This is a genomic window from Alcaligenes faecalis, from assembly GCF_041521385.1.
GTDB classification, from domain to species: Bacteria; Pseudomonadota; Gammaproteobacteria; order Burkholderiales; family Burkholderiaceae_B; genus Alcaligenes; species Alcaligenes faecalis_E.
Map to the genome: position 1 here is coordinate 222,866 of NZ_CP168006.1, position 15,385 is coordinate 238,250.

General features: G+C 56.1%; 7 protein-coding genes. 3 read left to right on the forward strand and 4 right to left on the reverse strand.

The genetic code is table 11. The features are described from left to right. Window positions 1-48 precede the first annotated feature (48 nt). Together pbpC and ACDI13_RS01075 are read right to left on the reverse strand one after the other, a co-directional pair. Window positions 49-2,211 carry a penicillin-binding protein 1C gene (gene pbpC / locus ACDI13_RS01070; RefSeq protein ID WP_316989729.1) on the reverse strand — a complete coding sequence of 721 codons (2,163 nt, stop codon included), beginning with the start codon at window positions 2,209-2,211 and terminating at the stop codon, window positions 49-51. Beyond that, window positions 2,195-8,104, reverse strand: a complete 5,910-nt coding sequence (locus tag ACDI13_RS01075; RefSeq protein WP_316989730.1) for an MG2 domain-containing protein — start codon at window positions 8,102-8,104, stop codon at window positions 2,195-2,197. Before ACDI13_RS01075 ends, pbpC begins: the two co-directional genes overlap by 17 nt. A 435-nt stretch (window positions 8,105-8,539) precedes the next feature. On the opposite strand from ACDI13_RS01075, the gene ACDI13_RS01080 reads away from it, so the two are divergent. Continuing rightward, window positions 8,540-9,076 carry a hypothetical protein gene (locus ACDI13_RS01080; protein WP_316989731.1) on the forward strand — a complete coding sequence of 179 codons (537 nt, stop codon included), beginning with the start codon at window positions 8,540-8,542 and terminating at the stop codon, window positions 9,074-9,076. A 131-nt stretch (window positions 9,077-9,207) separates the two neighbouring features. Here ACDI13_RS01080 and ACDI13_RS01085 read toward each other — a convergent pair whose 3' ends face one another. After that, a complete protein-coding gene (locus ACDI13_RS01085; protein WP_316989732.1) occupies window positions 9,208-10,356 on the reverse strand; it encodes a nitronate monooxygenase family protein in 1,149 nt (382 codons plus the stop codon). Between the two features lie 122 nt (window positions 10,357-10,478). Further along, on the reverse strand, window positions 10,479-11,900 hold the full coding sequence (gene hemN, locus ACDI13_RS01090) for an oxygen-independent coproporphyrinogen III oxidase (RefSeq protein ID WP_316989733.1): 1,422 nt from the start codon (window positions 11,898-11,900) through the stop codon (window positions 10,479-10,481). A gap of 196 nt (window positions 11,901-12,096) precedes the next feature. Here hemN and ACDI13_RS01095 point away from each other — a divergent pair, with 196 nt between their 5' ends. Together ACDI13_RS01095 and ACDI13_RS01100 are read left to right on the forward strand one after the other, a co-directional pair. Beyond that, a complete protein-coding gene (locus tag ACDI13_RS01095; protein WP_316989734.1) occupies window positions 12,097-15,024 on the forward strand; it encodes a monovalent cation/H+ antiporter subunit A in 2,928 nt (975 codons plus the stop codon). After that, window positions 15,024-15,365 (forward strand): Na+/H+ antiporter subunit C, encoded by a 342-nt coding sequence (locus ACDI13_RS01100; RefSeq protein WP_316989735.1) that lies wholly within the window; start codon window positions 15,024-15,026, stop codon window positions 15,363-15,365. The genes ACDI13_RS01095 and ACDI13_RS01100 overlap by 1 nt, the downstream gene beginning before the upstream one ends. The last annotated feature ends 20 nt before the right edge of the window (window positions 15,366-15,385 follow it).

Sequence of the window (15,385 nt, forward strand, 5' to 3'; positions counted from 1 at the left end):
AGAATCAATAAGGATAGCAGTGTATCAGCCATGTAAAAGTGCAAGCGGTTAATCTTTGTTAAAGCTTGTCATTTGTGCACCTCTAACTTGTACGCTGACTTGATCCATCAAGCGACCCTGTTGCGTTTTCAATTCAATTCGCAGCGTTCCCGGCACCAGCGGAATTCGCAACTGTGCTCCCCTCCCCGCCTCTACTCCCTGCACCCACCACACCAAGGGCTCGGTAATCTGTCCTTGGGCCAGTAATCGCAGTTGCTGGCTCTGTGGCGGAATATCCGGATCCAGCGCGAAAACAGTGCCATTGACAGGTTCGCGAATACGAGCCGGACCAGCATAGGCCTGCTCTACATCACTTAACTCCACGCGATCTGTCTGTGTGCCCTCGACAAAAAACTCTTCACGGCGGGGCTCCAGGGCAGGGACAAATTCAATCTGGCGCATCTGTACCTGCGCAGGCATGGCTATTTGACGACCCGGGCGACGCTGATTCAGGATCGAAATGACCTCGTGCCAAATCGGTGCCGCACCGCTGACGCCTGATACATCTTGCATACTTTGACCGGCACTATTTCCGACCCAGACACCAACGGTAAAGTGCTCTGTCCAACCCAAGGCCCAGTTATCACGCATATCTTTACTGGTTCCAGTTTTAACCGCACTCCAAAATGGGGTGCTCAAGGCACTGTCCAAGCCAAAGGTCAGCACCCGAGCCTGACGGTCCGACAATATGTCGCCCACAATCCAGCTAGCACCGGCATCCATCACAACCTGAAAGGGAGCAGCTTGCTGATCCATCCGTGTTTGCACCGCTTGCGTCTGGCCTAAATTGGCCAGCGCACGATAGGCATTGCTCAATTCCAACAAAGTGACATCCGCGCTGCCCAAGGCCAGGCTATAGCCATAAAAATCGCCATCCTGACGCAGACTCAAGCCCAATGCACGCAAGCGATCCACCAAATTGGCAGGCCCCAGCATGGTCAATACCCGCACGGCGGGGATATTCAGCGAAGAGGCCAGAGCATTGCGCGCGCTGACCCAACCCACAAACTGCTTGTCATAATTTTGCGGGATATACAGGCCATTACCGGTGGACAAATTCAGCGGGGAGTCCTCCAGCAAGGATGTCGCCGTCAACAGGCGTTTTTCAATTGCCATCTCATACAGAAAAGGCTTGAGTGTCGAGCCCGCTTGCCGCAAAGAGCGGGCATGATCCACCTCAGCCGCCTCGGACAGCTCACCACTGGAGCCTACGTAGGCCAGAACCTGCCCGCTGAGATTGTCCAGCACTACAACGGCAGCATCCTGCACACGCGCGGTACTGAGATCAAGCAAGTGTCGCCGCATACTGGCCTGCACCTGCATTTGCAATCGCGTATCCAAGCTTGTGCGGACACTGTCACCCGCCTTGATTTGTGGATTCTGATCCAGGACCCAACGGGCAAAATGCGGCGCCCGTTGGACCGGTCCCAAAGGAGCTTGTCCGGACCGGCGCAAGGCCACGGGCACCAGATGACTCAATGAACGACATTGCTCAGCACGTCCCATTTCCTGCAAGGTCAGACAGGCCCGACGTTCAACCGTCAGAGCCGAGGCATTCGGGCCACGTAACAACACTGCGGCAATGGCCGACTCACGCGCATCCAATGCGGCGGCCTGCTTTTGAAACAAGGTGCGCGCCATCGCATCCACCCCGACCAGCTCACCCCGAAAAGCCACCTGATTCAGATAGGCCTCCAGAATTTCCGGCTTGGTCCAGGTATCTTCCAGCGATTGGGCGGCCACCACCTGGTCCAGCTTTTGCCAGACCGAGCGCCCACCACGACCACCGACCAGATCCTGATCCATCAGGCCGGCCAACTGCATGGTAATGGTGGAAGCACCGCGACTACGTCCGGCAAACAAACCGTCCCAGGCCGCAGAGCCGACTGATAACCAATCCACCCCACCATGAGACTCAAAACGACGGTCCTCAGACATCAAGACTGCCATTTGCAAAGCCGGAGAAATTTGCTCCAGCGCGACCCAGTCGCCACGCCGTTGATGAAAGTCCAAACGGACTCGTTGGATAAGCTGACCCTGACGGTCCAAAACCTGCACATCGGAAGACCGGTACGCTTGCCGAACGTCCTCATAACTAGGTGTCGTCTGCCCAGGACTGGCCCACAGGGCCAGTCCCAACACCAGCAGTCCTGCTTTACTTGGCGGGTGCATCCACAACTTCCAGAACTTGCTCGTTAGGCCAGACGGCAAATACATCGGGCTCGTACAGGGCTTCAGCACGGCTGGCTGGCAGCACAAACTGACCCACTGTATTCAGACGCACCGTGTAACTGACTTCGGTCGTGCCTTCTTCAAAGCGCTCGTAGTACGCACGGTAGCCATCAAAGCGACGCTCGACAAAGCTGGGCCAGTGGCCGGATTGTTCTTCACCGGCTGTTGCCATGGCAGAGTCGCGACCCAGACCACTGCCCAAGATAGTGGCACCAGCAGGAACCGGATCAGAGACAACAACCCAGCTTGCCTGACCCTGAGCCTTGACTTTGATCTTCACGCGCATGATGTCGCCACGACTCCACACGCCCGGCTTGGCCTGCTCCACGGCTTCAATATGACGCTCCATACTCAAGCCAGCAGAGATGGGCTTGGTCACCGGCACCGCAGCCAGAGAACGGACGTCGATCCAGGCCTTGCCCTCGCCCATTTGCTCAACGCTCAGATTATCGGCCTGATCGCCGCGCCAAGGTACAGCAATCTTGGAGGAGCGCACACCTTGACCGTCAGGCTTGAGCCTATCCCAGTCCACCACCTGAGCCGTTTCCGAACCCAGAATCACCAAGGACTGACCGCCAGGCTTCTGTTCGTGATGACGGCTGAACTGCTCAATGGCCAGACTACCCAAAAGGTTTTCCGTGGTCATGCGCCATGCACCACGTTGCTGTTCTGCCAACAGACCTTGGGCCAGACGAGGCATATCCTCGGCCCAGTCCGGCATCTCATTGACCAGCAACATCAAGCGCGCCTGGTTGGTCACACGGCTGGTCATGGCCCATGGGCTGCCGTTCAGCGCGTCCTCACCAAAGACCAGACGGGTACCACGGCTGATCAGACGTGCCTGGATCAGATTCATGGCTTCTTGACGTGTTTCCTCTGCCTTCTTGATACCAGGCAAACGCTGAGTCAGATCCACCCAGGCCAGCAGGATTTCAGTGGGCCAGCTTTGCAGGTTCAGTTCCACCGAATCCAGCATGTTGACGCGTGCACGATCGTACTTGGCCAACACGGCTGTCGCACGAATCACTTCGATATCGCGCTCCTGACGAGAAACCGTTTGCATACTCGGGATACGACCATTCACCACGTTTTCCAGACCTTGCAGCATCTCGTTGCGCATGCCATCCGGGATGGGGAAGTTCAAACCAATGGATTCAGCCATATAGCTGATATCCAGGATGTAGCTGGTCAGCACGCGGCTGCCCCACCCGTAGTTGCTTGGGAAGTAACGCAGCAAACCATTCTGGTCCATATACGAGGGCATACGCTGCATCAGGCCCGCCCAGGCCTGTTCGGAACGCAGGCCCATAAAGCGCGAGGCTTGCTGCTCAAAACAACTGTACGGATAGCGTTCGAACCAGGCACGCACTCCTTCCATACCGCCACCCAAGGACGAACGGAACAGCATTTGCAAGCCTCCTTGAACCACACCTTGTTCATTCTTCAAGGCACCGGCCGGTGCTTGCACCGACATATTCAACGGCTCCTCAATGCCCACGGCAACCAGCGTTCCCTGCTGAACCGTCACGGGGGTGGCAGTAAAGACCTCCTGCTTAATCGTCAGGCTGTCTTTGGCGGCTTTGCCCGTGGCACCAGACTGCTGAACCTCCTGTGCATCAAGTGTCCACTCCATCTGGTGCGAATCGGCTGAGCCGCTGGACAGTGGAACCGACATGGGCCAGGAAACCACTTTGGCCGAGCCCGAAGCCAGCTCAACAGTTTGCTCTGGCAAGTCCGCCGAGGGCAAGCCTTTACCACGGTACTGCGCCTTCACCTTCACGGTCATGGCACGAGGGCTGCTATTACGCAGCGTCACTTGAGCCTGGTAGTCATCACCCTCACGAGCAATGGCCGGCAAACCGGAAATGATTTGCAAATCTTGCGTCGTAACGATCTGAGCCGAACCACTACCAAAGCGGTCGCCTGCCAAATCGGCCACGGCCACAATACGGTATTGAGTCAGGGAATCTTTCAGCGGCACGGTCACCGTTGCGCGACCTTCTGCGTCCAGCTCCACATTGCCCTTCCACAGCAGCAAGGTATCCAGCAGTTCGCGAGTGGGGCTCTTGCCACCGCCACCACCCGCTGCGACAGCCTTGCGACCATAGTGACGACGACCCACAATTTCAGACTGCGCGGTGGCGGTCTGCACGTTGTAGCCACGCAAGGCACGCATGGCGTTGAGCAGGTTCCAGCTATTGTTGGGGCTCAATTCCAGCAAGGCCTGATCCACGGCAGCCAAAGCCACGGACGCACCGGCTGCCGGTGTGCCATCAGACTTCAGAACCTGAATGTCCACTTTGGCCTGTTCGCGAATCGCGTACTGGCTGCGGTCTGTCGTCACTTTCACATCCAGCGCATCTTGCTGGCTGCTGACTTCAATGCTGGCCAGACCAAAACGATAGCTAGGCTTGGACAAATCCACGGTGGTCGTCGGGGCCACAAATTCGCCACCACCTTCCGAGTAGGCTTTATACCAATTCAAAGGCTGACTCCAGCCCCAGCTAAAAAAGGAGTACCAAGGCACCTCACGCAGACGGCCACGCAGAACCAGCACGGACACGTAAACGTTCGGCCCCCATTCGGGCTTGATCTCCACGCTGACGTTAGGACTGTCGCCTTCCAACTGAACCACTTGCGCCTGCAAGACACCTTCACGTTCCACCGACACCAGGGCCGTGGCTTCGCGGAAAGGCATGCGTACCTGGAACTCGGCTGTCTCGCTAGGAGCCCAGGTCTTTTTCGCAGGAATGACGTCGATACGGTCATCGTTCTGACCGCCAAACCACAGATAACCGGAACCACTGACCCAGACGGTGCTGGCAGCAATGGACTCACGGCCTTCGCCATCACGTGCAATGGCACGCAGCTCGACCTGACCGCCCTTCTCCAGTTTTACATCGCACTGCACCAAACCTTGATCGTCGCTGCGGCCTTCGCAGATCGTACCCAGGTCCTCGCGCTGTTCCTGATTGTCATAGCTGTAGAAACCACCCACCATGCGTTTGCGGATCGAGAATCGCTGCACATTGGCAGCCTCAATACGCACAGGCACATTTTTCAACGGCTTACCGTCTGGGCTCACGGCAATAGCCGAGAGCGTGGTGGACGAACCGGCTGCCAGCCAGCTACCCGCACGCAGACCAGCCACGACATCAGCAGGCCAAACCGACACGGTTTGAGTCAGGGTTTGAATTTCACCGTTAGGATCGGCAAAGGTAGCCTCCACCAGGAATTCGGAAGGACGATCCACCACAGGCAGATCCTCCAGCTTGGCACGCAAACCACCTTGTGCATCCAACTGGAAACGCTGCTTGTTCAGGAAAACACGGGAGTCCCAGGCATCTGACGACTCAACCGTCTGGGGAGAAGCAAAGCTATAGTCGTCATACGCGCTAAATGAAGGCGACTGGGCCCGTACTACCGCCGACAACTGGACAGGCAAAAAGTCCGCAGGGCCACCCGACAGATAATGCAACTGCAAATCCGCCTGCATCTGTTTGGGGTTCACCAGGTACGGACGACTCTGCCCATCACTTAGCTTGATGCTGCCGCCCAAAACAGGCAGCTTGAACTGTTCAACGCGGAATTCACCAAAATTGAAGTACTGGTTTTCACCTTCGGTACGCAAACGGTAAACACCCAGCTCGGCATCCTTAGGGATATTCCAATCATTCAAAGCAAACACGCTGCCAGCGGCGGTCTTGTGCCACTTCAAGGGCAATTCAATGCGCTTGCCACTGCCATCATGCTCGACAATCATAGCCTCGGGATAACGATGAGGCGCCTTAAAACCATCGCGCACGCGTTCACGCACGTAGTGCTTCATGTGCACCACTTCACCCGCACGAAACAGGCTGCGATCCATCACGGTATGGGCCACTGGTTCATCACGACCACCCCAGTTGTAGGGCACGTTAAAGCGCCATGGCTCGATACCCGAATTCCACTCGCTCAAGGCGAAGCTGAAATCAGCCTTACCGCGAGCCATGGGATTACTCTTGTCGATACGCGCTGTCACAAACAAGCCGGACAGGCCGGTGTCCTGGCAGTAATCAGGGCCATCTACGGCTTGCGGATGGTGGAACATCCCGTCCTTGTCCGTTTCACCCTGCACCAGCTCCTCGCCACGGCAGTTCATGACACGGATCCTGGCGCCGGGCACCACTTTGGCGTCATCCAGGGTGGTGACCCAGACCAGCAAGTCATCCCCCCCTTTCTTGATGTGTACACCCAGATTGGTGACCAGCACGGAGCTGCGCACATACATGGTGCCTGCCGATTCCAGCAAAGACGCTCCCAAACGTGGAGAAGCTACTTCCAGCACATGGAAACCAGGCTCTTTCAAGGGCACACCAATCAGCTCAAAAGGACGTTCGTCTTTCTGATCCATGCCGGGCAGATCCAACTTCTTGACCTCTTTGCCGATCAGCAAAGGTTGAGCACGCAGGTCCAGTTGACCGTACTGATCAACAGGAGCGGTGATGTGAAAATCGCCGTCCATCATGCCACGCAGATGTTCTGCACTGACCCGCCAGGAATAATCCAGCTGGCGCAAACGGGAATACCAAGCCAGAATTTCCCTATCGTCCTTCACGGCCAAGGCGCCCACCTGACCGGCCGATACCAGCATTTGCTCAGTCGTGAGGTCCGGCTCGACATTACGAAGACTCAAACCAATCGCTGGGGGATCAGAATCATCCGAGCCATCGCGGTCGGCATGGCCGAAACGCTCCACAATCCCAAAAGGCTCCACGGCAAACTTCACCAACGGCGGATACGTCGTGGTGCTCATCCCGTTGCTCAGAACCTGCGGGTTCTTAAGACTGCGGCCAGCATCGTCCGTCAGACCATCCGGAATCTTGACCGTCAGCTTGGTGTTTTCAGGAAAAGGGCCCTGGAAACGCACATATTGGCTAGGGCCACGATCTTGCCATGCCTCATCACTATCAGACACGGGTTCCCAGACCTGTTCGCCAGCTTCCAAACGGATCTGACGCAGGTGCTCGTACGCGACCGGCGCAGAGAACTGAACACCAACGCTGCCAACCGGTGTGCAAGGTGCCTCTGCACGTTCACGCAGGCAAGAGAGCGAGGCCGTAAATTCGGGACGCACGTTGTAATCGTAGGTGTAGCGATCCGTATTCGGGACGCCCTTACGATTGTCGATCTGGGTCATGATGCCCGGTTCCAGCACCACCGACACGGTGGCATCCGCTGGCAAGGGGCGTGCACACTGCACGGCCTGGTAACGCTCGTCGACCTCGTCCACATAGAACTCGGCGCGAACCATGGCATCGCGCTGGGCCCCCTCAACGGCTTTCAGACCAATACGCTCGCCAATACCCTCTACCCGGCAATAGCCGTTTTTGATTAAAGAGCCAGTATTAACAGGCGCATTGAAGCGGAATAGAAAAACCTGGTCCTCATTAATCATGTTGTAATACGGGCGGTTGCTTTCCAGAATGGCACCACCGGAATTAAAACGATATTGAGCCGGTCCACTAATCGCTTCATTATTGATGCTGCGAAAGCTTTTGGACACGACCGCCGTACAACTCAAACCTGGTCCTGGACGCTCGTCGAATTCATAAATCCAGCGACGCGAATCAAGCCAACGGCCCTGGCCGACTACCGATGGATCATCACATTGCACCAGCACAGGTGCAGGCAATTGCGAATCCCCAAAATGAACAGCGGGTTTGGCAAAAGTAACTTTGACATCCCGCAAATCCGATGTCGCCCCCTGAGGCGAGAAACTGCTTATCGTGATGGCTTGGGCGCTACTGACGCCCAGCAGGAACACCAAACCCAGCAAAGACTGGCGATGCATCGTTCTTCCCCTATGGAATATGCTATTTTCGCGCCAGTTTAATGGAAATCAGCTCCTCTGGGCGTGTCTGGGCCGCCTCAAAAGGACATAAAAAACACCACCAAATGCAACAGAAAAAACCCCACGCCACGCCTTCGACGGGCTGTCCACCAAAGGGGCACTTTTGGCCAGGGGCGCAAAGCGTTGGGACGGCCCGGCAACAAAGAAAAGCCGCTCTGATCCAAAAGCCTGCAGCCTCATCAAATGCGAATTCTGGTGGCATTTGAAAGTAAAAATGTCATATGCGACCAATACCGAGCTTTTTTCCTAAAACGGGCGATATCAACTACGATTAGAAGCACAATTACTCCCGCCCTTACTGGAAACCCGGCCTACCCACTCCCTATGTCTTTAACGCGTACACGGATCCATTCGCCTTGATCTCAGGACAGACACATGAGCACGATGACACTGCAGGAATTGGATAAAACCCGCAAAGAATGCCGCAAACTGATCAGTCAGCGCGCCTTGCTATCAGCGGCGGCTGCCGTGGTGCCCATCCCTGGCGTGGATATGGGCGCGGACGTGGCGATTTTGATGAAAGTCATTCCTATCATCAATGCCCGCTTTGGGCTGACCGCCAATGATGTGGACGCCCTCAGCCCTGAACTGAAAAAGCTGGTTGTCGTCGGCGGAACCAGTATGGGACTGGGCATGGTGGGACGGGTTCTGACAACGGATCGTGTCATCAATATTTTGGTGCGCCTGGGTGCTAAAAAACTGGCCGGCAAATACGGCGCCAAATATGTCCCCCTGATCGGGAGTGCCATCTCGGCATCCATCAGCTTTGTCGTGCTGCGTAAAGTGGGTAACCAGCATATTGAAGAATGCTATGCAATTGCACGACGCCTGGCGCTGGAAACGCAAAGGCGTGAGGCGGTCCATACCATTGATGGTAGCGAGGAAAATTTAATACGAGAAATCAAGGGTTAAAACCCAGTCGATCCTTTTGCTCTTATCAAGATCGCTCTTTGAGTGGCTCAAATACGCTGGACACGCTGAGCCTGCTAAGGAGGCGTGACGAAGCGACGGAGCATCACCGTCCCCTTCGTGACGCCACCATTTTAGCCCGCAGGAACCACACCAGGCTTCTTGCTACGGCCATTCAACATATAGTCCATCAGTTCGCGCACCGACTTCATGGCCTTGCCAAAAGGCAAGGCTTCGGAGCTACGGAAAAACAGGCCACGCTCCACATCCCCTTTCAAGGCATAGGCCAGTTGGCGGTCAATACAAAACTGGCCATGGCGCTGCACGCCATCACGCAAGCCGCAATGTGCCAGACAATCAAAGCCTTCCGTGCAGGCACGTTCTCGCGCCACCGATTGCAGCTTTTTCTCTTTGTGCAAATAGGCATCCAGCCAAGGCGTACGGACAGCACGAGCGGGCAAGCCGGCCACACTCATGAAAGTCACAATGTCCTTGGGTTCTGCATCCAACAATACACGTTTGAAGTTCTCGTGGGCATCGCCTTCTTCGGTAACTGCAAATGCGGTTCCCATTTGCACGCCGTCTGCGCCCCAATCCATTAATTGTCGCAACTGTTCAGGGCGATGAATCCCGCCTGCGGCGATCAAAGGAATGCGCTCAGCCTCCAGGCCCATTTCACGGAACAAGGCACGACACCCCTCCAATACGCGCTGGAAAGCATATTCAGGCTTGCTCAACGATTGATCGTCAGCGGCCCCCAGATGACCTGCAGCATAACGGGGGTTTTCCAGAACAACCGCATCGGGCAAACGCTTGCGGCGTAGCCATTTTTTCACTAACAGGGTGACGCCGCGTACATCGGACAGAATAGGAATCAAGGCAACTTTAGGGTGATCCTGAACCAGTTCAGGCAAATCCAGTGGCAAACCAGCCCCCACCACCACTGCGTCTGCCCCACTCTCGCAGGACTGACGTACATACTCGGGATACTGCGAAACGGCCTTCATGATGTTCACGGCAATCCCGCCCTTCCCCCCCGATCGCTCTCGGGCACGATGGATTTCACGGTCCAGCGCCTGCAAATTGGCCGCATCGACTACGCCTTTTTCGACATCCCCTCCAGTGCTGTCCATGAGATCTTCGTGATGGCGCCGTAAATCCACGCTGGAGATCGTCCCCAGTCCACCCAATGCAGCCACTGTACCCGCCAGTCGGGACGCCGAAATACCGACTCCCATGCCGCCTTGAACAATAGGCAAAAGCAGTTTTCCCTTCAGGGACATGAGACGTAAATCCGTCTTTAGCACGATGTTAATACCTTAGGTTGATGCAAGAACCTGCCGGCCACGTCGGGACCAGAAACAGGGCAATAGAATCGTGGCTGTCTGCCAAGACAGCCACTGTGTTAAATCAGGCGGGAATAGCGCGCACCGCTTTCCTGGCTCAAATACTTGTCGAACACCATGCTGTAAGCACGCACAAACAAACGACCTTTGGGCAGCACCTGGATAGACTGGGAATCGACAGTCAGCAAACCGGCTTGGGCATAGCTGTGGAGCTCCTGCAGCTCAGAAGAGAAGTAGCTAGAAAAATCAATGCCATAACGCGCCTCCAGACGCGCAATAGGCACTGGCATGCTACACATCAAATGCATGATGACTTCCGCCCGCAAGCGATCATCCTGCTGCATCACAATGCCGCGCTCGATCGGTAGACGCCCCTGATCTATATCGGCGTAATAATGGCGCAGGCTACGGGCATTTTGCACATGCATGGTGCCCACCTGACCGATGGACGACACGCCGAAAGAAACCAGATCACAGGCTGCGCGAGTGGTGTAGCCCTGGAAGTTGCGGTGCAGGCTGCCGTCCAGGCGAGCCAGATTCAACTCGTCTGTCGGCAAAGCAAAGTGATCCAGACCAATGTAGACATAGCCCGCATCCAGCAGACGCTGAGAGGACATCAGGAACAGTTGCAGACGCTGGTCGGCGTCTGGCAGCTCTTGTTCGTTAATCAAACGTTGAGCCTTAAAGCGGGTTGGCAAGTGCGCGTAGTTATAAAGAGCAATCCGATCTGGCCGCAGTTGCACCAGCGAATCAATCGTGATGGCAAAGCTTTCCAGGGTCTGCAAAGGCAGACCGTAGATCAGGTCCGTGTTGATGGATTGAAAACCGGCTGCGCGGCCTTCTTCTATGGCGCGTTTGACCATCTCGAAAGGCTGGATACGGTTAATCGCTTTTTGCACGTCGGGGTCAAAATCCTGTACCCCAAAGCTGGTACGGTTAAAGCCCAGAGCCGCCAAGTTCTGGAGCGTACCTTGCCCCAAGGTACGCGGGTCGATTTCGATGCCCAGTTCTGCATCGTCCGTGAACGCGAACTGCTCGTTAAGCTTGGCCATCAGGCGGGCCAATTGTTCATTGTCCAGGAAAGTGGGTGAGCCGCCGCCCAAGTGCAATTGTTCGGTGCGCCTGTCCGCATCCATATATTGGGTGACCATATCAATTTCGCGCAGCAAGTAATCCAGGTACTGCTCGCTCTTGCTACGGTCTTGCGTAATAATTTTATTGCAGGCACAAAAGTAGCAAAGCGACTGGCAAAACGGAATGTGCAGGTACACCGACAAGGGAGGATTACTGCTGCTCAAGGCCCGTCGCGATAGCTCGTGAATATAAGGCTGGGCGGGAAAATCCTGAAAGAAACGGTCTGCGGTGGGGTAGGAGGTATAACGCGGTCCGGAACGATCAAAGCGCCGGATCAAGGCTTCTGAGATTTCAATATCTTGCGCGGTCGGGGCACGGGTATCCGATGCTTCCAAAGTTTGCGGCATTGAGGGTCCTCCTGAAAAAGACCGATTTCTTCTAGTCAAGCATTTATTGTGAGAGAAAACCTCGGGCAGGCGCTTGACCTGCATCAAGGCCGCAAGAACTAAAAAAACGCTTTTTTTATCGCCGTTGAGCTGAAATTAGCTTCATATATCGTATTATTAAGCGCAAGCCGCCCAAATTACCGCCAGTTGGAGTCAGATGTATTTGCTCGTGATCCTAGCACTGCCGTTCATCGGTAGTTTGCTATCTTCCTTGATGCCCGCGAACTCTCGCAAACTCCAAGCATCTCTTGCGGGCGCTGTTGCCGTTACCTGCACCTTATTGACTCTCTACGCCTATCCAGACATTGCGCGCGGAGAAATAGTAGAGTCGTCACGCTCCTGGATCCCTGCTCATGGCCTGACCTTCAAACTGCGCATGGACGGCTATGCCTGGCTGTTCAGTATCATCATTACCGCCATGGGGGCCTTGATTGCCCTTTATGCGCATTACTACCTGTCGGCCCAAGATCCGGTCCGGCGCTTTTTTTCCTTTCTGCAAGCCTTCATGGGTTCGATGCTGGGAGTGGTACTGTCGGGCAACCTGATTCAGTTGGTCGTATTTTGGGAGCTGACAAGTATCTCCTCCTTCATGCTGATCGCCTATTGGTATCACCGCATGGATGCGCGCCGGGGCGCGCGCATGTCGCTGATCATTACAGGTACTGGGGGGTTCTGCTTACTGGCGGGTGTGCTCATGCTTGGCCAGGCCGCTGGCAGTTATGACCTGAGCGTGGTTCTGGAGTCGGGCGAGCAGATTCGCAACCATCCTTGGTATACCGGGATGCTGGTCCTGATTGCCTTGGGCGCGCTCACTAAAAGCGCCCAGTTCCCCTTTCATATCTGGCTACCTCATGCCATGGCCGCCCCCACTCCCGTGTCGGCGTATTTACACTCGGCCACCATGGTCAAGGCCGGAGTATTCCTGTTGGCACGCCTGTGGCCCGCGCTGTCTGGAACGACTGAATGGGCTGTCATTATTGGTGGCGCGGGTCTGTGCTCTCTGACGCTGGGGGCCTACGTCGCCATGTTCCAGCGGGATATGAAAGGCGTGCTGGCCTACTCCACGATTAGTCACCTGGGTCTGATTACCTTGCTGCTGGGCCTGAACAGCCCGCTTGCGCTGGTCGCGGCGCTGTTTCACATGATGAACCATGCCACCTTCAAGGCCTCTTTGTTCATGGCAGCCGGTATCGTGGACCACGAAACAGGTACCCGTAACCTGAATCGGCTATCAGGTCTACGTCACGCCATGCCCTTGACGGCCACTCTGGCGACCGTCGCTGCGGCCGCCATGGCTGGCGTCCCCCTGTTGAATGGCTTTATTTCCAAGGAAATGTTCTTTGCCGAGACCATTCTGGCCGGTAACGGCAATACCTGGGAGTACGCCCTACCCATTGTTGCAGTCATTGCCGGGGCCTTTAGCGTTGCCTATTCCCTCCGCTTTATCGCTCAGGTCTTCTTTGGCCCCGTCGCCACCGACTTGCCACGAGAGCCGCATGAGCCCCCTCGCCGCATGTTGATCCCCAGTGCTATTTTGGTACTGACCTGTTTATTGGTCGGCATGATTCCCAGCCTGACTTTTGGTCCCTTCCTGCATACGGCGGCCAACGCTATTCTGGGCGCTGAAATGCCCCAATACAATCTGGCCGTCTGGCATGGTTTCAACCTGCCCTTGATCATGAGCCTGCTTGCCACCGGCATGGGCGTCCTCTTCGTTCTGATCATCAACCGCTTCTACAAAAACCGTCAAGGCCGTACACCCTTGCTAAACCGTGCCGATGGCCGGCGCTTCTTTGAGCTGGCCATGGAGTATCTGGAAGTGGCCGCAAACTGGGCGGTAGGCAAGCTCTACTCACCACGCCTGCAACGTCAGATGCTGTTGATTGTGGTGGCCACCCTGTGCGTTGCCGCCTTGCCCCTGGTCCGTGGAAACTGGTTCAAATCCACCATTTCCACACCTATCGATCCCTTCTTTGCCCTGATGTGGGTAGTGGGAATTGCCTGCGCGATTGGTGCGGCCCGTCAAGCCAAGTTCCACCGTCCAGCCTCCTTGCTGCTGTCTGGCGGGGCAGGTCTGGTTACCAGCCTGACCTTTGCCTGGCTGTCGGCCCCTGACCTGGCCCTGACTCAATTGGCCGTGGAAGTCGTCACCGTTGTGCTGATTTTGCTGGGCCTGCGCTGGTTGCCACAGCGAGTCAGCGATATGCCCGGCAACCAGGACAAGAGTGCCCGCGCCCTGCTCCGCCGCAGCCGCGACTTGATTATTGCCATTCTGGCCGGTTGCGGTATTGCAGCCCTGGCCTACGCCATGATGACGCGCCCTCACCCCAGCGGCATCTCGCCCTTTTTTATCGAGAAAGCACTGCCACTGGGCGGCGGGGCCAACGTAGTCAACGTGATTCTGGTTGACTTCCGTGGCTTCGATACCTTTGGCGAAATCGTGGTACTGGCTATTGTGGCCTTGACGGTCTTTGCCCTGCTGCGTCGATTCCGTCCGCCTATTGAAGCCATCGCCCAGCCTCTGGCCCGTCGCCAAAACGTCAAGGATAGCCGTGAAGCCGTCTTTGTCGAGCCCGACCCCAAAACTGCCCTGCCCGAAGGCATCATGCAGATTCCTGCCGTCTTGCTGCGCTTGTTACTGCCTATCTCTACGCTGATCGCCTTGTACTTCCTGCTGCGCGGGCACAACCTGCCTGGTGGTGGTTTTGTGGGAGGCCTGATCATGGCAACCGGCATTATCTTGCAGTACATGGTCAGCGGCGTGGTGTGGATGGAGTCCCGCCCCCTGATTCAGCCGCAAACCTGGATTGGCTTGGGCCTGCTGACCGCCGGTGTGGCCGCCATGCTGGTCTGGGCCTTTAACAAGCCCTTCCTGTCCGCCCAAAGCTGGGATCTGCATCTGCCCCTGATTGGTGATGTGCATACCTCCAGCGCACTGATTTTTGACATCGGCGTGTTCATGCTGGTGATTGGCTCCACCATCCTGATTTTGATCGCATTGGCCCACCAGTCTCTACGGTTTTATCGCAAACTGCCGTCGTTGCAATCCGCCTCGAACGCTGCATCCGGGATGGAGGAAAAATAATGGAAATCGTGCTTTCAATTGCGATTGGTGTTCTGGCCGGCTCAGGCGTCTGGCTGCTGCTGCGCCCACGTACCTTTCAGGTCATCATGGGACTGGCTTTAGTGTCCTATGCCGTGAATCTGTTCATCTTCAGCATGGGCAGACTCAAAATCAGTGCCGCTCCTGTTATCAACGCCAGCAATCTGGGGGCAGACTATGCGGACCCCCTGCCCCAGGCCCTGGTGTTGACCGCGATTGTGATTGGCTTTGCCACCACCGCCTTGTTTCTGGTCGTCATTCTGGCCAATCGCGGCCTGAGCGGCACTGACCACGTTGATGGCCGCGAGGAAGACGACCTGTGAGTCTACTCAACCAACACTTG